We start from the raw sequence: 21135 nt of genomic DNA, 5'->3' as shown, positions 1-21135 counted from the left end.
CCCCTTCGCTATTATAACCCCGTTTACGCGCGTTTGAAACCCTCGCCGAGCACCTCGCTTGCGTCTGCGACAATAACAAAGGCTGACTCATCAATTTGTTTGACGATTTGTTTCAGTTTTGTGAATTCGGTCTGGCCGACGACACACATTAAGATCGGCCGGTCATGTTCCGTATACCCGCCGACTGCGGAAATCTTCGTCACACCCCTGTCGATTTCTTTAAACACAGCCGATCTGACGGCTTCTTCATGCTGCGTAATGATTAAAGCCATTTTGGAACGGTTGAACCCGACCTGCACGACATCAATCGTTTTGCTTGAAATAAATACCCCGAGCATCGCATACAGTCCCTGCTCCACTCCGAAAACGAGCATCGCGCTCAGCACAATTAATCCGTCCATGATGGCAAGGCACGTTCCCAGCGAAAGCCCCGTGTATTTGTGAATGATCTGCCCCGCCAGAGCCGTTCCCCCCGTGGAGCCTTTGCCGAGATACACGATGCCGATTCCCGTTCCGATCCCGACGCCTCCGAAAATCGCCGCCAGCAGTTCATGGGTCGTCGCGGCAGGCAGATCTCTTGTCAAATAGACGGCGAGCGGCAGAACGATGGAACCGACCAGTGTCTTCATTCCGAACTTCCCGCCGAGAATAATCACTCCGGCGATAAACAAAGGGATGTTAATAATCCACTGCACGTAAGCCGGTTCAAAACCAAACGTTTCTAAAATGGTGCTGATCCCGCTTACTCCCCCCGCTGCTATACGGTTCGGCAGCAAAAATACGTTAAACACGATCCCCGTAATCGCCGCGCCGATCATGATGTATATATAATCTTTGATCAGACGGAGCGGCTTATTGTGATTCACATCCATGCAAAATCCTCCGTTCTCCGATTTTCTCTCGATAGCATTTTAAGTCTTCCCGGCTTAGAAGTAAATAACAGCCAAATACCGTATTAATTTGCTAAAGCGCTGTTGTGAAAAATGGAAAAGAGAACGGATAAAAAAACACACCTTGCCACAGGCAGGTGTGTTCCCGGATTACGACAGTTTAGAACGTAAATAGGCGTCAATGAAGATATCGATATCTCCGTCCATAACCGCCTGCACGTTCCCCATTTCCGTATTGGTGCGGTGATCTTTCACCATGGAGTACGGATGGAAGACGTACGAGCGGATTTGGCTGCCCCAGCCGATTTCTTTCTGTTCGCCGCGGATTTCGTCAAGCTCCGCCTGCTGTTCTTCAATTCTGCGCTGATACAGCTTCGCTTTGAGCATTTTCATCGCCCGGTCGCGGTTTTTGATTTGTGAACGTTCCGTCTGGCACGTGACGACTACATTTGTCGGGAGGTGGGTGATCCGAACGGCTGAATCAGTCGTATTGACGTGCTGTCCGCCGGCACCGCTCGCCCGGTACGTATCAACTTTAATATCTTCGGTACGAATATCAATGTCGATTTCTTCATTGAATTCAGGCATGACTTCACAAGACACGAATGACGTGTGACGGCGGCCTGATGAATCAAATGGAGAAATCCGCACGAGGCGGTGTACGCCTTTTTCCGCTTTTAAATAGCCGTATGCATTGTGGCCTTTAATAAGCAGTGTGACTGACTTAATTCCTGCTTCATCTCCCGGGAGATAATCAAGCGTTTCAACTTTGAAACCGCGTCTTTCCGCCCAGCGGGTATACATTCTGAGCAGCATGGAACCCCAGTCCTGGGATTCCGTACCGCCGGCCCCCGGATGAAGTTCTAAAATCGCGTTATTTTTGTCATATGGTTCACTGAGCAGCAGCTGAAGCTCAAATTCATTCAATTCCTTCGTTAATGACTTCAGCTCTTTTTCAAGCTCTTGCTGAAGGTCCTGGTCAGGTTCTTCTTTTAAAAGATCATGTGTCATTTGCAGCTCTTCGTGAGACTCGCTCAGCTGATGATAGGAGTTCACGTATTCTTTCAGACCGTTCGCTTCATTGATGACGGTTTGGGCCTTCTGCTGGTCATTCCAGAATTCCGGTTCCGCCATCTTTTCATCTAATTCTGCAATGCGGGCTTCCTTTGATTCGAGGTCAAAGAGACCCCCTGAAGTCCGCTAAACGAGAAGCCATATTTTCGAGCTCTGCCCTGATTTCTGATAATTCCATTCCATTCACCTCATTAAAAGATCCGGGGCGCCATAAGACGCAGACCCGGTCATGTTCGATGCATACAGTCGTGACTATTCTGTCCGGCCGCAGCAATTTTTATATTTTTTTCCGCTTCCGCAATGGCAAGGCGCGTTGCGTCCGATATCTACGACTTTGCGCACCGGCGCTTTTTTCGCTTGTTTGGCCTCATCGCCGTCCTGCGGCTGGTGAGCCGTCGTTTGGCCCTGAACAACTTCTTCGCGTTCCAGATTGCTTTCAATCTCGGCCTTCATGACGAATTTCGCAACCTCGTCCTCAATGGACTCAATCATGTGCTCAAACATAGCGAAACCTTCCATTTGGTATTCACGCAGCGGATTTGTCTGCGCATAGGCGCGAAGGTGAATCCCTTGACGCAGCTGATCCATCGCATCAATATGATCCATCCATTTTGAATCGACGGCACGCAAGACGATGACTTTTTCGAATTCACGCATCTGCTCTGTGCCGAAATTCTCTTCTTTTTCATTATATTTTGTCATGATGCGATCCATGATCATCTCGTGCATTTCATCCGGTTCTTTTCCGAAGATATCGCTCTTTTCAAGCGCGCCTTCATCAAGATACGTTGTATTCACAAGCTCCACGAGGCCGTCAAGATTCCATTCTTCCGGAAGCTCCTCTTTCGGCGTATAAGCGGCAATTGCACGCTCCAGTGAAGACTTGATCATGCCTTCCACAATGTCACGCAGGTTTTCAGAGTCAATGACTTCAAAACGCTGCTTGTAAATGACTTCGCGCTGCTGACGGAGCACGTCGTCATATTGAAGAAGCTGTTTACGTGAATCGAAGTTGTTTCCTTCGACACGTTTTTGAGACGATTCCACGGCGCGTGACACCATTTTGCTCTGAATCGGCGTGGAGTCATCCATACCGAACCGGTCAAGCATCGCCATCGTCCGTTCAGCTCCGAAACGGCGCATCAATTCATCTTCCATTGAAAGATAAAATTGTGTGATACCCGGGTCTCCCTGACGCCCTGAACGTCCGCGGAGCTGGTTGTCAATCCGGCGGGATTCGTGGCGTTCCGTACCGACGACTGCAAGGCCGCCAAGCTCTTTTACGCCTTCACCGAGTTTAATGTCGGTTCCGCGTCCTGCCATGTTGGTCGCAATTGTGACAGCGCCTTTTTGTCCCGCTTCTTCAATGATCTGAGCTTCACGCTCATGGTTTTTCGCGTTCAGCACCTGATGCGGAATTCCTTTATTCTTCAGAAGTTTAGAAATCAATTCAGATGTTTCAACGGCAACCGTACCGACAAGAACGGGCTGTCCGGTCATGTAGCGCTGGGCGACATCCTCCGCCACCGCCTTGAATTTCCCTTCCATTGAGCGGTAGATCAAGTCCGGACGGTCGTCACGGATGACCGGCTGGTTGGTCGGAATGGACACAACCTGCATGTTATAAATATTGCGGAATTCTTCCTCTTCCGTTTTTGCGGTACCGGTCATGCCGGCAAGCTTTTCATACATACGGAAATAGTTTTGGAACGTAATCGTCGCCAGAGTCATGCTTTCATTTTGAATCTCCAGGCCTTCTTTCGCTTCAATCGCCTGGTGAAGGCCTTCGCTGTAGCGGCGTCCTTTCATCAGACGGCCGGTGAAGGAATCGACGATGACGACCTGGCCGTCCTCAACAACATAATCCACGTCTTTCTGCATCGCCGCATGGGCTTTTAAAGCCTGGTTGATATGGTGGTTCAACGCCACGTTTTTGACATCAAACAGGTTGTCGATGCCGAACGTTTTTTCAGCCTTCGTCATTCCTTCTTCCGTCAGCTGAACGCCCTTCGTTTTGACGTCATACGTATAATCCTGATCTTGCTTGAGTGTGCGGACAAACGCATTTGCCTGCACGTACAGTTTTGTGGACTTCTGAGCTTGTCCGGAAATAATCAATGGCGTTCTCGCTTCATCGACTAAAATGGAATCGACTTCATCAATAACAGCAAAATGAAGCGGGCGCTGCACCATTTGTTCTTTATAAAGCACCATGTTGTCACGCAAATAATCAAAGCCGAGTTCATTATTCGTTGAATATGTGATATCGGCCGCGTAAGCTTCGCGTTTTTCGTCTTTTGACAACGAATTCAGATTCAGGCCGACTGTAAGCCCGAGAAACGCAAAAATTTCTCCCATTTGCTGGGCATCACGGCTTGCCAGATATTCGTTGACCGTTACGATGTGAACGCCTTTTCCCGTCAACGCGTTTAAATATACCGGAAGGGTGGACGTCAGCGTTTTCCCTTCCCCTGTTTTCATTTCTGCGATATTCCCCTCATGAAGGGCAAGGCCCCCCATCAGCTGCACTTTAAACGGGAACATGCCGGTTACGCGGCGGGAAGCTTCACGAACGACGGCAAACGCTTCGACAAGAAGGTCATCCGTCGTTTCTCCTTTTTCAAGCCGCTCTTTAAATTCTGCCGTTTTTTGTTTAAGCGCATCGTCAGAGAGATTTTCATAATCTCCTTTTACAGCATCAATGTCATTCGCTATTTTTTCGTATTTGTTCAGCGCACGTTTGGTCGGATCAAACATTTTATTTAAAATCCCAAGCATCTATAACGCTCCTCTATGTTCACATGCAGATTTTGCATGGAATAAATGATAATTTTCTGTCCATGTATACCTCTCATTATCATAACATACCTTTTGCTATTTCCAAAGAATTTGCAGATAAAGATAGAGAAAAACCTTCCGCGCGTTCACGGAAGGCTGGGTGGGTTTATTCAGTCGGTTCAATTAATCCGTATTTGCCGTCATTTCTGCGGTAAACGACATTTGTGAGATTCGTCTCCGCGTTGGTGAATACGAAGAAATTATGTCCGAGCATATTCATTTGGAGAATCGCTTCTTCATTATCCATCGGTTTTAAATTAAAACGCTTTTGACGGACAATTTCCGGGCTGTCATCTTCAATTTCGTCCTGAACCGCTACGCCCGTATCAGCAGCGCTGCCGTTCTCGAAATAATGTTTCGGAAGACCCTGCTCGCGGAATTTTCGGTTGACTTTTGTTTTGTGCTTTCGGATTTGACGTTCCAGCTTGTTTGTTGCGAGATCAATTGCATTGTACATATCCTCGTTATGCACTTCGGAACGAAGCGCCAGATCAGTCATCGGAATGGTGACTTCAACTTTGGATTCCTTATCATTATAGAATTTCAAGTTGACGTTCACATCGGCATTGACGCTCTGCTCGAAATATCGTTCCAGCTTGCCGATTTTTCTCTCCACATGATCCTTTAACGCAGGTGTAACCTCAATGTTTTCTCCTCTGATATTGTAGTTCATCAAAGAACGCCTCCCTTTATCTAAGGATATGTAACTATTTCTCTTTTACCCCTTCTGATCCCTGCTGAAACGTTAAAATAATGTGTAAATTCGGTGAACGATGACGAATGGTGTCGGTTTTATCCCGCAGCTTCCGGCAGGATTATAAGTATATGCAGAGGACGCAGGCAAAAGACCTGCCGCTTGCAGCAGGTCTAGTGAAGAACATACGGTTTGATGCAGTCGTGCGTCTGCTCCATCCACAGCTTATAATGCGGCAGAAAGATGGTTTTTAAAAACTCCTGAAAAGGGGCGGACGGGAAATCATAATCATTTAACATGCTGAAATCCTGAAAGATGTCGTCAAATGAGCGGATCGCCGTCTCCACGCATCGGCACTCAATGATAGACAGCAGAAGCGCATGAGAGGAATCGAGATGAAAAAAAGCCTGAATCAAATCGTTGTAAATCCGCTCGCCCTCCGTCTTAAAAAAATCATCCTGCGTGTCCAACAGGTAGCAAAGCCCCTCATCAATCGTAAAAAGAAGCTGGTAATAGGCTGACACCAAATGGTAATCGTTCAAACTTCTCAAAACACTCACCTATTTGCGTTTGTCGTAATAACGGCCGTCACTTGTCGTTTGATGATACGGATTGAAATACGTATTATGGTAGATTCGTTTTTTCTTAAGCGTTTTTATTTCATTTCGGATACCATCCTGAATCCGTTTCACTTCGCCGGTAATCAGGCGGTCCATCGCGGCCACCTGCTGAAGCAGCGTTTTTTCTTCTTCGGAAAAAGGCGGCTTTATGCCCGCAAGCATCTCCTCCCTTTTCTCCGTAAATGCCGTAACGCTGCTGATAAGACTGTCGCTTTCCGGGGCGTCCTTCAGCGCGGCGTACATGTTCTTCGTTTCGTTATACAAAGCAAAGACATTGCTGTTCATCAGGCAAGGCCGCCCGCGCCATGGCTGTTTTTCCGTTCACTCTGCATGGCCTGCTTCCACGTGTCGCGAAATTCAGTAACGAGCTTTTCCGCTTCATCTAAAAACTCTCCGTTATTCTGCACGTTCGCGTCGATCAGCCGGCGGCGGATGTAATCATAAATGGATGACATCTGCTCGGAAATCTCAATCTCCCGGTTTAAGGTGATGCTGAGCTCTTGAATGATGTTTTGCGCCTTTACGATATTTTCATTTTTGGCTTCAAGGTTGTTTTGCTTCATCGCCTGCCTTGCCAGCTTAATGAATCGCAGGCAGCCGTTATAAAGCATAAGGGTCAGCTCTTCCGGAGCGGCTGTAAAGACGGATGTCTGCTGATAAGCAGCAAAAGGATTATTTATTGCCATTTTTATAAAACCTCCAAGGTTATGATGTTGAAGATCCTAACATTGACGTGAGATATGAAGATTGGCTGTTCAATTTCTCCAATGCCGTATCCAGTGCGCTGAACTTTTTATAATATCTCGTTTCGATATCATCCAGCTTCGTTTTCATATTGGAAATATTTGTTTCTATTTCATTCAGGCTTTTTCCGATGGCAAAGCTGGTTGATACCGAGCTTTCCGTACCCGCCTGTTTTGAAATTTGAGTCTGCATTTTGTTTAATGTGTCTTTTAATCTCCGGGCAATCCCCTGTTCCTCCGGGTTTTTGGTTTTCGCTGTATCAGGGCTGTCTGCATTAAACAGTTTAGCCACGAGAGCAGGATTCTCGGTAATTTTCTGTTTCAGTTTCGCTTCGTCTTTAATGACAAGCTTTCCTTGATCCGTATAACTATCAGACGTCTCAATTCCGAAATCTGCAAGCTGATATTTTTTCCCGTCAATCGTAACCGTTGAGTACAGATCAAGCCGCATCTCCGCCAAACCGTTCTGCAGCGTGCTGTCGCTCCGTAATAAACCGCTTTTGGCCTTTGCTTCCCACTGCTCAATCTGCTTATCGGTCATCGCTTCTCTTTGTTCATCGGTTAGCGGCTTATAATCACGGTATTTTGATTCCGACGCCTTCTCGTTTACACTTTTAATTAACGTATTGTATTTATCAACGAAATCTTTAATGTTGTCAAAAATGCCGTCCGTATCAGTCGTGCTGTTAATCGTAACCGTTTTATTGCTGTCCGTCACGCTGTTCAGCGTGTATTTGATGCCGTTGATCGTAAAGTTATTGGACGTTTTGGTCATTTCAAGCCCGTTGAACGTAAACTTCGCGTTTTTCCCTTCGGCATTGGCCGTCAGTTCATTTGTTGCATCATCAACGGCAAAACCGAGCTGATCTTTCAGAAAGCTTTTGGTTGCGTCATCACCTGCGGCAAGGGTAAATCCTTCCCCCGTTTTATTGGAAGTGAACGCAATCGTATCCACATAATCCGTGCCGTTGGAAATTTTCTCTTTTAAAGCCGTCACTCCGAGACCCGAGCTGTTCAGTTTGGAAATGACATCGTCAATCGTATCGGTTGCGGCGATCGTGACGTTTACCTCAGTCGGCTTCGTTTCACCCGGATTTGTGACATTGAATTTCAATGTTTGGCCCTGACCCGAAGTGAAATTGATGGCCCCCGATGATTTATAAGTCGTCGGCGTAGCCAGCTGCTGTACAGACATGCTCGTTGAAATATTCTGTTCAGCACTGACGGCCGTCGCGCTGACACTGGAATCCGAACTTGTTACTGTTTTTTTATTCCAGTTTGTAGACATCAGCATATTATTAAATGTAGTAGAATACATGTCGGCAATCTGGGTATTCATTTCCCGATAAGCATCGCGCTTCCATTCAAGCGTCTGCTTTTGCTGGTTTAATTTATTAAGCGGCTGCTTTTCGGCATCCATCATTTTTTTCACCAGAGAATCTACATCAAGACCGGAATTAAGGCCTGTGATTCTTGTGACCATATGTACCCTCTCCTTTTCGGCGTTTAGTCGTAGACGGCTCTATGACAACAGTGAGTTTCCGACTGTTTATCATATCACAGCTCCATAAATGTATGATCTTATTCTTATATCGGTCAGATTATAAGGTTTTCAATAATTTAACTGCAAATTATAACGTTTCATTTTGTCAATAGGGTTCTTTGGCTTGCTGAAGGGGGAGATAGCTGAAGAAATAAAAAAAAGACCCTGGAGAACCAGGATCTTTCCGTCATTAACCTTTCAGCAATTGAAGAACTTGCTGAGGCTGTTGGTTAGCTTGCGCAAGCATAGCTTGAGAAGCCTGAGTAAGGATGTTGTTTTTCGTGTACTCCATCATCTCAGAAGCCATGTCTACGTCACGGATACGTGATTCAGCAGAAGTCAGGTTCTCAGAAGAAGTACCAAGGTTGTTGATTGTGTGCTCTAAACGGTTTTGAACCGCACCAAGTTTAGCGCGCTCGCTAGATACTGTGTCGATAGCTGTTTTGATTGTTGTAAGAGCTGAAGACGCAGCTTTAGCTGAAGAAGAGATGTCGATACCTTTAGATAACTTTTCGCCTTCTTCTAGTTTTTCACTTCCTACTAGAGCACCTTTATCATCATAATAACCAGCTTCTTTTGTAACTTTACCGTCTGTTACTTCTTCATCTGCCCAAGTAGCAGTGCTATTTCCATCACCTGATTTAAGTGTTCCATCAGCTTGAGCTGTATAAGTCGTACCAACATTCAGGCTTTCAGAGTCCATTTTATTGATAGACAAAGTCATGGTTTGACCTTCGTTAGCTCCGATTTGGAACGTAAGATCTTTTGCAGTTCCGTCAAGAAGTTTCTTCGTGTTGAACTCAGTGTCAGTAGAGATTCTTGTTACTTCAGATGATAATTGATCCATCTCTTTTTGAAGCTCAGAACGGTCAGAATCTGTGTTTGTATCGTTTGCCGCTTGTGTAGCAAGCTCGCTCATACGCTGAAGAATGCTGTGAGTTTCGTTCAATGCACCCTCAGATGTTTGGATAAGAGAGATTCCGTCTTGAGCGTTTTTAGAAGCCATGTCTAAACCGCGGATTTGAGAACGCATTTTTTCAGAGATCGCAAGACCCGCAGCGTCATCACCAGCGCGGTTGATGCGAAGACCTGAAGATAATTTTTCCATGTTTTTTGCAGCAGAGTTTGAACCTGCATTCAGCTGACGGCTAGTGTTAAGAGCCGCGATATTGTGGTTGATTCTCATTTTGTATTTCCTCCCTGAATTGTTTTTCGCACGTCCTTGTGCATTTGCGCAGCGTCATTCTGAAGAAAATTTTTCCTCTCATTGGCTACACTATATATATCGGATGGCCGCTTCTATTGTTTATATTGAAAATAAAAAAATCCTCACTTTTTTTGTGAGGATAGGTTAAGTAATAAATCAGTATTAAAAGATACGGCTCTGTTGTTCTCTTCCAGGATCGACAAGTAGATTTCTTTCCGATGAATATCTACGTGCTGAGGCGCTTCAATTCCCAGCTTCACTTGCTCTCCTTCGATTGCGATCACCTTTATTTCAATATCCGGCCCGATCTGAATGGACTCATTCACTTTTCTTGAGAGAACTAGCATGATCCTCCTCCTATCAGATGTTTTGTTTCATAGGAAGCATCATGTAAAATGATTTGTTTCGCCTTCATTTCCTTTTTATTGACGATAATCGGCGCTTTTAAATTGGCGGTCGTGTTTTCAAAAGGCTCTTCCAGCGTTAAAATCGCCATCACTTCGACGTCCTCTATATCTTCAATATGCAAAAGCTCAAGCGTCGCATGGTCAATGTCAAATTCGTACCCTTTAAAGAAAATAAACGGACTGGCGACAATAAAGGCGATATGCTCCTGTTTCACAGACTGCAGCGCCAAAAACGGTGAATCTTCCGACAAAGGAAGAACAACAAATTGAGTCTCGTCATTAAATCCCGGCAGGCCGTTTTCAAATGAGATAATCTGCCCTTCGTCTATTCTGATTTCTCCGTGATATTTTGTTTTAATTATCATGCTTCACAATCCTTTACCACTTTCATCTTTTATTCTGCGTTGCCATCGTCAACCGAAATCGTCACCTTAGGGTCTTGCATCATATCAATCTGAACTTTCCCCGGCGTATAATTCCATACAGGTTTATTGACGGCTGCTTCAATTGAAGGTTTGCGGGCTTCAATATCAATCGTAAGCTTTGAAGGAATGCAGTCAATGTCGACGAGAAACTGCGCAGGCAGAAAGTCGCTGAATTCGCCGAATGGATCGGGCGGACTGACATCTGCTGCCTGCCGGGCCATCACATTGCCCGTTTTCTTTTCGATAGCCGCCATTTCCTTCCCTTCCCTGACTGTTTTGGCAATAAACTCGCTGCAGGCTTCCGCACCTTTTTGGGCGGCTTCAGCGTTCAGCTTTTCAAATGATTTGAGATTCAAGTTCTCCCACGCCCTCGTCTGGTCAATCGTCAGTTTGGCCGGCGTGCTTTCAATGTTCAGCTCTGCCGGCGGCTGCTCGATTTCCAAGTCAGCGGGCGGCTGTTCCATCTCGATTTCTTCCTTTTGAAAGGTTATACCGATTTTAGCAGGCACACTGTCAATAATCAATCTCGGTATCTGCACAGAGATCCCCCCTGTTTATAGTATTTTAGTAAAAAAAGCGATCTCCCTGGTGTGAGTCGCTTTTTTATATATTGAAGACGGTCAGTTATATTATTTCAGAAAGTCAATCAGTGACGGCTGGATGATATTCGCATTCACTGACAGCGCTGCTCTATGAACCGTCTGTTGAGATAAATAATCAACAATTACATCTTCCATTTCTACATCTTCATTATCGGACAATACTTTTTCAGCGGTTGCCGCTTGTGATTCCAATCTTGTCTGAATGAGTTCCAATCGGTTTGTGCGTGCGCCGATATTGGATTTTTCAGCATTCATTTTATCAGTAAAACCGTCAATATCTGACAGAATTTGATCTGAATCTGCTTCGGACAGCGTGCCTTTGCTTAAAGAAGCTTCTAAGGAGTTGAGAAATTCAAATACATTATCTCCATTTTGTGCGACGCCTCCGAAAGCTGAGTTTGGATCAGAATTCACTTTAAGCACTGCTCCGTTTGAGATGTTGATGTTAACATCCGAAGCACCGGTATAATTCTCATAGTTGTACGTATATGTGCCGTCGGCATTTTCAGTGATCGGCGGGACGTCAGAATTTGTTCCGTTAAACAGATAACGTCCGTTTACCTGAGTATTCGCGACAGAAACGAGCTGCTTTTTCAGCTGGCCGATTTCTGTACCGATTGCTTTCAATTCTGTTTCACCGTTCGAATCACTTTTCGCCTGAACCATCAAGTCCCGGATTTTCCCCATAATATCCGTTTCCGAGTTTACGCTTGATTCCGAGTTTTCCAGCCATGTAAAGCCTTGCGAAACATTCCGCTGATACTGGTTTACCTGCGCAAGCTGAGTACGGTACTGCATTCCCTTCATTGCAACGACCGGATCATCAGAAGCTTTCGTGATTTTTTTCCCCGTAGATACTTGCTGCTGAAGCCGATCGAGCTTGTCATAACTTGAGCCGATAAATCGAAGAGAATTTTTTGCGATCATCCCTTGAGTTACTCTCATTTACTTATCTCCTATCTTCCTCCGGTGCCCATACCGTTAATAATTTTATCGAATATTTCATCCTGCATCGTTATGATCCGCGCAGCCGCATTATAAGCGTGCTGAAACTGAATCATATTTGTCATTTCTTCATCTAAAGAAACTGCACTGACTGATTGTCTCCGTTCATCGGCTGAAAGGGTGTTGCTTTCAGAGTTGTTCATAAGATTGGCCGCTTTTTGTGAATTAACGCCCAGCTTTCCGATAAGGGATTCATAAAAGTCATTAATTGTAGTGGTTTCACCGTTAATAGTCAGCTTGCTGTTCTGTACGGCTGCAAGATTTGTCGCGTTTGTGCCGTCACTTTTTTCTCCGTTTAACGACGCTGCGATATTATCAGTAGACGCAAGAATTTTGTCACTGACTTTTATTTTCGCTGCCGCACCTTTTGCCGGCACCGCTTCATCACCGCTGAAATCAAAAAATGCTGCACCCTGTTCGCCTGTATAGGTCTTCCCTTTTTCATGAACTGCATTAAACGCGTCAGCAAAGGATAGTGCCATATTGTCAAGAGCCGTCAGCATTTCAGGATAAAGACCTTTTTCTTCTCCATTTGACATATAGCCGTATGATTCAATAAGACCTAAAAGTGAGCCTTTACCGGTAAATGCATCCGCGTTGACCGTACTGCTGCCGACTGACACACTCGACACGAGGCCGCTGTCCTTGTCGTAGTTGATTTTCATTTCTGAAACTGTTTTTGTGTTACCGTCGAGCAGCGTACCGAGAGAATTGTTGTTCCCGTTCAGCAATTCGACGTTAACCGTGCCCTCAGCAGTCGCCAAGGCATGTCCGCCCGACTTATTATATGAAACTTTTATATTTGCCATAGAAGATAATTGATCAATCAATCTGTCTCTTTGGTCATACAAATCATTAGGGAGCATACCGCTCGGCTCAACTGCCGCTATTTGATTGTTAAGGTCATTCAGCTGATTGAGAATGGAATTGACCTGATCCGCTGTGTTATCCAGGTTCTTTTTAATATCACCCTGAATGTTAGTCAAAGAGGTAGATATATAGTTAAAACTTTCGGCAAGAGATTTCCCCTGCTCCTGCAAAACTGAGCGCGCTCCCGTATTTTCCGGATTCGTCGCCAGATCCTGAAGGGCATTCCAAAACGAACTGAGCGATCCGTTTAATCCGTTATCGTCAAGCTCTTTCATGACGCCTTCCATTTGCGACAATGAATTGGAACGGGCTGTATAGTACCCTAATTTTGTATTTTCAGTTCTGTACTGATAGTCTAAAAAACTGTCTCTGACGCGCTCAACTGAACCGGCTTTTACTCCTGTTCCGATTTGGCCGGCCGTCAGATCACTGTTTTTTGATACTGCGGGATAAGGGCTCGTCGATTGTAATGTGACGCGCTGCCTCGTATATCCTTCTGTATTTGCATTTGCAACGTTATTTGAAACTGTGCTCAATGCAGTCTGCTGCGCACTCAATGCACGCCTTGCTGTTTCGAGCCCCATAAAAGTCGATGGCATTGAAAATCCTCCGTTCTAAGCTTTTGAATCGAATAATGTCAAACGGCTGACAGGCTTGCGCGCCGCTTGCGGCTCTTTATAATTCATATTCTCTTTTTCACCCGGCATGATCATATCGAATGCCCCGGAGATGAATTGTAAAGCCTGAATCGTGAGCTGTTTGTTCATCTCATTCACTTCTTTCAGACGGTCAAGAAGCGCAGACAAAGAGTGAAATAACCCTTCAAGCTCCTGTTTTTCACTGCCTGAAGTTCTGGAGATGCATGCAGCAATTGTATTGTCCTCACCGCGGCTGAGAAACTGAGAAGTTAACCTGATTCGTTCTTCCTCAGTCTGTCCGATTGCCTGAATATACTTTTGCTCTTTGGTCAATATGTTGGAGAGCTCTTTTGTTTTACCTGCTTTCAGCGCTTCCGTTTTCTCCTCAGACAGCGTGAGCAGATGTTCATGCAGTGCGCAAAGTCGCCTCAGTTGATCAATAATTGGCTTTGCTGACATTGGCTTTCTCCTTTTTATTGCTTTTTATAGAAATTCACTATGTTTTCAGCGATGCTGTTTGAATCTATTTTATATGTTCCGCTCTCTATATCCGCTTTAAGCTGAGCGATTTTTTCCTGACGTGTTTTAGTGACCGCATCTGACGCATTTTGAAGCTCTTTTGCATGAGAAGAAATTTCCACTTTGTCCTTCGGCTTTGCAGCCTCTTTTTGTACGGCTTGCTTTTCGTAATTTTTTTGGTATGGATTAACGGATTGTGTTCCGTACTGATTGATTTTCATAGGATTCCTCTCGCTTTCTGTTCGCAGTCTAATTCTTTTATCGACTGCGTTATCAGTTAGTTTAGGGAATCAGGTGTTTTTGGTATTATAGGCATAGTATGTGTCTTTTGTACTGTTTTTTTCATCGAATTCAGCGGCTGTTTTTTGGTTCATATGATCTAATTGCGACTCAATATCTGTCTGACAGGACTTGCAAAATTTCCCCGTCCTGATTGGATTTCCGCACCTTTCGCAAGGATATGCCAAATTTGGAAGCTGGCTGATCTGAATCCTTTTTTGTTTGATAAACTTGAGGATCAGCTCTTCATCCACACCTGTTTCCTCAGTGATCTGCTGCATCGTCGACTGTCTGTTGATCTGCTTTCTCAAAAATTTATAGACGGTTTCAAATGCTTTTTCTTCTTCTTTAATACATGCCTGGCACACGGTCTGCAGGTTCGTTTTAAAAAATAAAGCATTGCATTTTGGACAATTCGCCAATTCACCCATCGTATTAACTCCTATTCCTTCTTTAATCTGCCTTATATTTCTATCAATTATATCGGCAGAAAAAAAGAATGATTTAGCTCCTGATTAAAGTAAAAGAGGAGACCGATGACGCTTTACCCGCTGTCAGCAGGACTTCGGCGGCTTGATGCAGTGTGGCGCCCGTCGTATAAATATCGTCTATTAAGATGACGTTCATACCTTCGGCGGAGTTTTCGGCTGCTGAAAACTTTTTTTCTGCGGACAGCCTTTCTGTTTTGCTCTTTTTGGATTGTTTTTCATTGTTCAGTCGGATGAGGGGGAAAATGACGGGCATTCCGAGCAGAGAGGCCAGCAGCTCGGATTGATTGAATCCGCGTTCCGCCAGCCGTTCGCCGCTCAGCGGAATAGGGATGAGAGTATGTGTATTTGATGGATATGCCGCTTTAAAGCCGGCAGCAAAGTCACGTTCAAATGCTTGAATGATTTTCGCATCACCCCTGAATTTAAACCGGGCCAATGAGTCCTTCATCGCATCATTATACAAATATACCGAACGGTTTTGCCGCAGCAAAAAGCGCTTTTCCGTTTTTGATTCCCGGGCCGCACAATCAGCGCATTTTTCATTTGACTCCCGAGGCCTCCCGCATATACTGCATACGGGACCTTCAATTTTTTCGAATTGGCTGCTGCATATGCTGCATATCTCTTGCTCGGGCGCCAGAGAAAACAGAGATCTCCAAGTCAATGAACTTGAAATTGGTGAGTCACACAATAAACAATTCAGAGATATTACGCTCCTTCCCGAGTTTCACAGAACTCGCTTGGATTAACCGAAACAATCGCCGCTGATTCAGCCAGAATGACAAGCAGCGCCGTATTTTTCTGTTTATCAACTATCTCTGCTTTTGCATAAGCAACTTTCTTTTTATCTGTAACATATGCCGGTTCAGCCCGGTTTAGTGAAAGTGCCAGTACATCATTTTTGCATACCCGGCATGTGCATTTCATATGAAGCTTAGGCATATAGCGGTCGAGAAGTTCCTTTAATATGATTTCTTTAGAATTGACAAGCATGCTGACAGCTCCTCATAGGAAAGTATGAGTATACTGTATCACGTTTTCTGAAATTAACTAGTCCAACAATTTACTTTTTTGTGCCAATTTGTTCATATGTTCTATATGTTTTTTTGCTTTTTTCATTCCGTTTGTAATTCCGAAATGAAACATGACGACATCACCGCTGAAATGTTTATAATGCCTTCCCGTTCTGCCCGCGATCTGTACGAGCGCGCTCTCAGTAAAGATAGGTGCTTCTGCGCCGAGGACACATGTCTGAACTTTGGGCACGGTAACCCCTCTTTCTAAAATCGTAGTCGTTACCAGCAGGTCAAGCCGGCCGTCTCTGAATCGTTTCACTTTATCCTTTCTGAATGTGTCTTCCGCATGTACGCCTTCTGCCCGTATGTTTAATTTCCGAAAATAATCCGTTGTCTTTTTCAATACGTGTACAGACGGGACGAATAAGAAAACCGGCAGCTGTAATTGAAGTTTTTGGCGGACCCAATCCGTTACAGAGCGCGGCAGTTTTCCTTTCTGAAGCTTCTTCTTCCAATTGCCGCACCACAAAAAACGCGGCTCCGGGAGGGGTTTCCGATGATATCTGGCCGGTATGCGGACGCTTTTCAGCAAACCGGCTTCAGCCTTCTTTTTTAATGTGTCTGAAGGAGTCGCCGTTACATAAACAAGGGCGCTGTTTTTCTTCCTCGCTTTATCAACAGCGAATCTTAATGTCTCATCGGCTGAAAAAGGAAACGCATCTACTTCATCTATTATCATGACATCAAAAATGTCTCGGTAGCGCATCAGCTGGTGAGCGGTTGAAATCATCAGCGGAGTCAAGCGGCCTTTGTCCTCGCTGCCGCCGTACAAAGCAGAAACTTCGACTTTCTCAAATGCTTTATTCAGTCTCGGCAGCAGTTCAAGTACGACATCTGTACGCGGAGTTGCGACACAAACGCGCAAACCGTGATTCAGCGCAAACTCGATACCCGGAAACAGCATCTCTGTTTTCCCTGATCCGCAAACCGCCCATACTAAAAGCTCTTGTCTCTCTTTTATCGCATCTGTAAGCGCGGCAGCCGCCCGCTTCTGTCCGTCTGTCAGTGTTCCTTCCCAAGAAAGCTTTACAGGCTCCCAGCTGTTTTCAGGGGTTTGATTCCAAGAATATAATGATGTCAGTTCATCAGCCCTTCCCATCATGACACAGGCACGGCAATAGGTAATCTGCCTTTTGGCAGAGGGCGCCCAAAATGCCGCAAAGCTGGCTTGATCAGACTGACCGCATCGTTGGCAGACGTAACGGTTTTTCCGGCGGATGATTGACGGCTCGGCCGTTATATATTCTTTTTCTGTAAAACGCTTGATACGCTGGTCTGAGAACGGTATCTCAGATCTCAATAAATGCCGGCCGTAAAAGAAATCCCGCACCTCTGAAAATTCTGAAGCACCTTCGGACATCTCCCTGCCTCCTTTCTGCTCAAAGTATGCCTGCCGGGAATTTTTTTGTCGAATCACGAAAACTTAATAATAAAAAAATCTCCGCCCTTGAAAACGGAGATTTTCACTTAGTTTTTAAAGCACCAGCCGATTCCGATGGCGCCTTCGCCCAAATGGGTTCCGATCACGGCACCGAAATAGCTGTTATAGAATTCGACATGAGGATATTTACCGCTTAACTCCTGTATAATATCCGCCGCTTCTTCTTCCCTGTTTGCATGGATGACAGCTGCCCGCATCGGGATTCCTTTACTTGCATCCTCCCCAAACAGCTCAAAAATTCTCGAAATCGCTTTTTTGCGTGTCCGAATCTTCTCAAAAGGAACAATTACCTTATTGTCAAAATGAAGAATAGGCTTTACCTTTAACAGACCGCCGATAAAAGCCTGAGCACTGCTTAGACGCCCGCCCCGCTGGAGGTGTGATAAATCGTCCACCATAAAATACGCACGGACTGTTTTTTTCATTTCTTCCAGCTCTTTTATAATCTCTTCCGGTGAGTCAACACCGTCTTTAATGAGCTGTGCTGCCTTTAATGCATAAAAACCTTGTGCCAAACAGCTGATCTCTGAATCAAAGGGATAAACTTTAATATGATCAACCATAGTGTTTGCCGAGGCGGCGCTGTTATAAGTTCCGCTGATTCCGCTGGACAAATGTATGCTTATGACTGCGTCATATGTTTTGCCCAGTTCTTCGTATAATGCGATTAATTCACCGAAAGAAGGCTGGGACGTAGTCGGCAGCTCATCATGATTTTTTACTTCTTTATAAAAACTTCTCCAGTCGAGTTCTGTTTCTTCGCGGAATGTTTTTTCACCGAAAACCACTTGGAGAGGGATCATATGAATATGATGTTCTTCTCTCATCTCTTTCGGAATATATGCTGTACTGTCTGTTACAACTGCAATCTTCATCACTTTACCTGCCTTATTAAGTACTTAATAAGTATTTTAATAGATATGCAGCTGTAAAAAAAGACTTGCCTTAACAGGCAAGTCTTCTCACACATGGCTAACGCATCTCTACCCAGCCGTTTTTAATGACCACGACAACGGCTTGTGTACGGTCATTAACGTTCATTTTCTGCAAAATATTACTCACATGATTTTTCACTGTTTTCTCACTGATAAACAATGATTCACCGATTCCGCGGTTGCTTTTTCCGTCTGCAAGCATTTGCAGCACTTCACATTCCCGTCTCGTTAATATATGTAATGGTCTCCGGATTTCCGGATAAACCTCATGCTGAGGATGAGCAGAAACTCCGCTTGTCGCAAGACGGCGGAATTCGTTGACAAGATTGTGGGTTACTTTCGGGTGAAGGTAAGAACCTCCCTCGGCTACCACTTTCACTGCTTCGATTAAAGTATCTGCGTCCATCTCTTTCAGGAGATAGCCTCTTGCACCTGTTTTTAAAGCATGAGTCACATAGTTTTCATCATCATGGATGGAGAGGATAATCACCTTAGATTCAGGGTACAGCTCAACAAGCTGTTTAGTAGCCTCTACTCCATTTACATTCGGCATATTGATGTCCATTATGACAACATCGGGATGATAATGCTCGACGATTCGAGCCGCCTCATCTCCATCGTCACCTTCTGCTACCACTTCAAAGGTAGGTTCAAAATCCAATATTCTTTTTACACCCTCACGGAATAGTTGATGGTCGTCGATAATAACAATATTTACTTTAGTCACACGCTACGCCTCCTTATCCTATTGTTCTATATACGCCGCTGTTCGGTCAATATGTCTTTTGGCTCTATTTAACAAATTATAGGCCGAGAGATAACGGAACCTTAATCATGATAAATGTCCCAAGACCTATTTTAGAGTCTATCGTTATCGTTCCTTCAAGCAGATCTACTCTTTCTTTCATTCCCAGCAAGCCGAATGACTTGTTTTTCTTCTGTTTAGCATCCTTAATATCAAAGCCTTTTCCGTTGTCCTTAATGATAAGGACGACAAAATCAGCGGTTACTTCCACTTTTACTGTTATTTCCTCTGATTCTGAATGCTTGAGTGCATTTGTGACGGCTTCCTGAGCGAGACGGAAAAGCGCCACTTCAAATTGCGGGGCAAGCCTTTTGTTCTCCGTGTCTCCGATACACTGAAAATGTATTTTCACCTTTCCGTTGTATTCTTCAGTTGTATAAAGATATTTTCTCAGTGTCGGAATCAGCCCGAGATCGTCCAATGCCATCGGTCTTAAATCATATATAATCCTTCTGACTTCGTAAAGGGCATTCCGCACATTCTGCCGAAGATTTCTGATTTCCTGAAATCCGTCCTCCGTGCCGCGGTCGCGGAAGATCCGTTCAATTAATTCCGATCTCATCATGACATTTGCCAGCATCTGCGCGGGACCGTCATGAATTTCTCTGGAAACTCTTTTTCTTTCTTCCTCTTGGGCTTCAATGATTCTTAAACCGAAATCTTGTTTAGCCTGCGCATCGGCAAGAAGAAGCCCTACTTGGCGAAGGTCTTGATTCAGGTAATTCAGAACGACGGTTATTTGGCTGACCAATGATTCTGACCGTTCAATGATTTCCTGAAGCCCCAAAAGCCGGCGTTCTAAATCATCTCTGCGCTCCCGCAGCTGCTTTTCACGCTGCTGGATCATCGTCAGTTCCACTTGAAGTTTGTGCGCCTTTTCATAGGCGTTGCGAATTTCTTCTTCGCTGAACTTATGGAAATTTCTGCTTACTTCAGACAAGCGGTTTCGTGCGTGCCGCGTATGAACTTCAAGTTTGTCGCCCAGCTCAATGACTTCGTACACCTGCTGTTTGATCTGTTTGAGTTCTTCAACCAGCTGCTCATATTGCTGGCGCGACTGCTCTCCGATTTGAAAAACCTCGTCCTTGCTCCCGTCCACGGTTTTCAGCATTTTCATAAGTATAGAATCCAAAACTTTGGAGTCCATCTTCGATTTATTCATCTGTCTCCCTCCGTAACGGTGTTGTTATGTATTTTTATTATAAATGTAATTGAACTGCAATTTATGTCGAATTATAATGAAAGAATGCGTATATTCTAGAAAAAAACATTTTTATATAGTATCTTACTCTTTCATGATACCAAAATATGCGCAAAAATTCTAAAGTCTGTTCGAATTTGTAGAAACAAGTCTTTTAATGCTTGTCAGGAGGGTCCAGCAATCATGCTGCACAGCTATTTAACTGTTAAAGAAGCGGGTGAACATGAGATTGTGATTGAAAAATCACGTTTTATCTGTCACCTGAGCCGTGCTGCTTCTGAAGAGGAAGCGCAGGAATTTATACAAAAGATAAAAAAACAGCACTGGAATGCGACTCATAACTGCTCAGCTTATCTGATCGGCGAAACCGACCATATACAAAAGGCCAATGATGACGGAGAACCAAGCGGCACAGCCGGCGTCCCCATGCTGGAAGTGCTGAAAAAACGAGGTCTGAAAGATACCTGCGCGGTGGTTACCCGGTATTTCGGCGGAATAAAGCTCGGTGCAGGCGGATTGATTCGTGCATATGGGAAGTCAGTGTCTGAAGGCTTAAATCATATAGGAGTTACGGAGCGGAAGCTGATGCGGATTATGCATACATCAGCGGATTATACGTGGCTCGGCAAGATAGAGAACGAACTGAGAGAATCAGTTTTTTTACTGAAAGATATCCATTATGCGGATCATGTCGAATTTGAAACGTACGTTGAAGAAAAAGACAAAGAAGCGTTTCTAAAATGGATGACAGAACTGACGAACGGCAAGAGTAAGAATACAGAGGGAGAACTGACGTATTTAGAAACAGACGTCAGCCCTAAAGGAGACTAAT

The 21135-nt window shown here is 44.7% G+C and carries 24 protein-coding genes; 1 reads left to right on the top strand and 23 read right to left on the bottom strand.

Annotated elements, in window-relative coordinates; genetic code table 11:
• Positions 1-23 precede the first annotated feature (23 nt).
• The 23 genes from OVA33_RS07415 to degS form a co-directional block, all read right to left on the bottom strand.
• The gene (locus OVA33_RS07415; protein ID WP_012118565.1) at positions 24-872 is read right to left on the bottom strand and encodes a YitT family protein; all 849 of its coding nucleotides are present in this window, start codon (positions 870-872) and stop codon (positions 24-26) included.
• Positions 873-1040: 168 nt separating this feature from the next.
• Positions 1041-2142, bottom strand: a protein-coding gene (gene prfB / locus OVA33_RS07410) for a peptide chain release factor 2 (RefSeq protein WP_096034905.1) whose coding sequence is annotated in 2 segments (ribosomal slippage) — positions 1041-2069 and positions 2071-2142 — 1101 coding nt in all. Because the reading frame shifts where the segments join, the coding sequence is not laid out codon by codon here.
• A 74-nt stretch (positions 2143-2216) separates the two neighbouring features.
• Positions 2217-4742, bottom strand: coding sequence for a preprotein translocase subunit SecA (gene secA / locus OVA33_RS07405; RefSeq protein ID WP_017418822.1), 2526 nt, complete (start codon positions 4740-4742; stop codon positions 2217-2219).
• A gap of 166 nt (positions 4743-4908) precedes the next feature.
• Positions 4909-5475: a ribosome hibernation-promoting factor, HPF/YfiA family gene (gene hpf / locus OVA33_RS07400; RefSeq protein ID WP_003151413.1), complete on the bottom strand. Its 567-nt coding sequence runs from the start codon at positions 5473-5475 to the stop codon at positions 4909-4911.
• Between the two features lie 194 nt (positions 5476-5669).
• Positions 5670-6047, bottom strand: a complete 378-nt coding sequence (locus OVA33_RS07395; RefSeq protein WP_017418821.1) for a DUF8042 domain-containing protein — start codon at positions 6045-6047, stop codon at positions 5670-5672.
• 9 nt (positions 6048-6056) lie between these two features.
• Positions 6057-6401, bottom strand: coding sequence for a flagella biosynthesis regulatory protein FliT (gene fliT, locus OVA33_RS07390; RefSeq protein WP_014419003.1), 345 nt, complete (start codon positions 6399-6401; stop codon positions 6057-6059).
• Positions 6401-6802 (bottom strand): flagellar export chaperone FliS, encoded by a 402-nt coding sequence (gene fliS, locus OVA33_RS07385; RefSeq protein ID WP_003151407.1) that lies wholly within the window; start codon positions 6800-6802, stop codon positions 6401-6403. The genes fliT and fliS overlap by 1 nt, the downstream gene beginning before the upstream one ends.
• Positions 6803-6821: 19 nt before the next feature.
• A complete protein-coding gene (locus tag OVA33_RS07380) occupies positions 6822-8342 on the bottom strand; it encodes a flagellar hook-associated protein 2 (protein ID WP_025649348.1) in 1521 nt (506 codons plus the stop codon).
• Positions 8343-8592: 250 nt separating this feature from the next.
• Positions 8593-9588, bottom strand: a complete 996-nt coding sequence (locus OVA33_RS07375) for a flagellin N-terminal helical domain-containing protein (protein ID WP_017418819.1) — start codon at positions 9586-9588, stop codon at positions 8593-8595.
• A gap of 143 nt (positions 9589-9731) precedes the next feature.
• Positions 9732-9956, bottom strand: coding sequence for a carbon storage regulator CsrA (csrA, locus tag OVA33_RS07370; protein WP_003151402.1), 225 nt, complete (start codon positions 9954-9956; stop codon positions 9732-9734).
• On the bottom strand, positions 9950-10381 hold the full coding sequence (gene fliW / locus OVA33_RS07365) for a flagellar assembly protein FliW (protein WP_007407475.1): 432 nt from the start codon (positions 10379-10381) through the stop codon (positions 9950-9952). Before fliW ends, csrA begins: the two co-directional genes overlap by 7 nt.
• 29 nt (positions 10382-10410) lie before the next feature.
• Positions 10411-10980, bottom strand: a complete 570-nt coding sequence (locus tag OVA33_RS07360; protein WP_017418818.1) for a DUF6470 family protein — start codon at positions 10978-10980, stop codon at positions 10411-10413.
• A gap of 90 nt (positions 10981-11070) precedes the next feature.
• Complete coding sequence (gene flgL / locus OVA33_RS07355; RefSeq protein WP_007407477.1) at positions 11071-11988, bottom strand: flagellar hook-associated protein FlgL; 918 nt, start codon at positions 11986-11988, stop codon at positions 11071-11073.
• Between the two features lie 11 nt (positions 11989-11999).
• Positions 12000-13517 (bottom strand): flagellar hook-associated protein FlgK, encoded by a 1518-nt coding sequence (flgK, locus tag OVA33_RS07350; protein WP_014419008.1) that lies wholly within the window; start codon positions 13515-13517, stop codon positions 12000-12002.
• Positions 13518-13532: 15 nt separating this feature from the next.
• Positions 13533-14015 (bottom strand): flagellar protein FlgN, encoded by a 483-nt coding sequence (locus OVA33_RS07345; RefSeq protein WP_022553865.1) that lies wholly within the window; start codon positions 14013-14015, stop codon positions 13533-13535.
• 14 nt (positions 14016-14029) lie between these two features.
• Positions 14030-14296, bottom strand: a complete 267-nt coding sequence (gene flgM / locus OVA33_RS07340) for a flagellar biosynthesis anti-sigma factor FlgM (RefSeq protein WP_003151393.1) — start codon at positions 14294-14296, stop codon at positions 14030-14032.
• A gap of 69 nt (positions 14297-14365) precedes the next feature.
• Complete coding sequence (locus OVA33_RS07335) at positions 14366-14785, bottom strand: TIGR03826 family flagellar region protein (protein WP_014419009.1); 420 nt, start codon at positions 14783-14785, stop codon at positions 14366-14368.
• Between the two features lie 73 nt (positions 14786-14858).
• The gene (locus OVA33_RS07330) at positions 14859-15548 is read right to left on the bottom strand and encodes a phosphoribosyltransferase family protein (protein ID WP_199803302.1); all 690 of its coding nucleotides are present in this window, start codon (positions 15546-15548) and stop codon (positions 14859-14861) included.
• Between the two features lie 5 nt (positions 15549-15553).
• Positions 15554-15838 (bottom strand): late competence protein ComFB, encoded by a 285-nt coding sequence (locus OVA33_RS07325; protein ID WP_022553866.1) that lies wholly within the window; start codon positions 15836-15838, stop codon positions 15554-15556.
• Between the two features lie 57 nt (positions 15839-15895).
• On the bottom strand, positions 15896-17281 hold the full coding sequence (locus OVA33_RS07320; RefSeq protein ID WP_063636495.1) for an ATP-dependent helicase ComFA: 1386 nt from the start codon (positions 17279-17281) through the stop codon (positions 15896-15898).
• Positions 17282-17388: 107 nt separating this feature from the next.
• Entirely contained in the window at positions 17389-18237 is an 849-nt protein-coding gene (locus OVA33_RS07315) for a DegV family protein (RefSeq protein ID WP_003151387.1), read from the bottom strand.
• Positions 18238-18334: 97 nt separating this feature from the next.
• Positions 18335-19024, bottom strand: a complete 690-nt coding sequence (degU, locus tag OVA33_RS07310) for a two-component system response regulator DegU (protein ID WP_270777843.1) — start codon at positions 19022-19024, stop codon at positions 18335-18337.
• A 76-nt stretch (positions 19025-19100) separates the two neighbouring features.
• Complete coding sequence (degS, locus tag OVA33_RS07305; RefSeq protein WP_003151385.1) at positions 19101-20264, bottom strand: two-component sensor histidine kinase DegS; 1164 nt, start codon at positions 20262-20264, stop codon at positions 19101-19103.
• A gap of 222 nt (positions 20265-20486) precedes the next feature.
• Here degS and OVA33_RS07300 point away from each other — a divergent pair, with 222 nt between their 5' ends.
• Complete coding sequence (locus OVA33_RS07300; RefSeq protein ID WP_060657503.1) at positions 20487-21134, top strand: YigZ family protein; 648 nt, start codon at positions 20487-20489, stop codon at positions 21132-21134.
• Position 21135 lies beyond the last annotated feature (1 nt).

Source organism: Bacillus sp. KICET-1, from assembly GCF_027721405.1.
In the GTDB taxonomy this organism is placed as follows: domain Bacteria; phylum Bacillota; class Bacilli; order Bacillales; family Bacillaceae; genus Bacillus; species Bacillus velezensis.
Note: the sequence above shows the minus strand (reverse complement) of the source record. Positions and strands in the feature narration are given on the sequence as shown.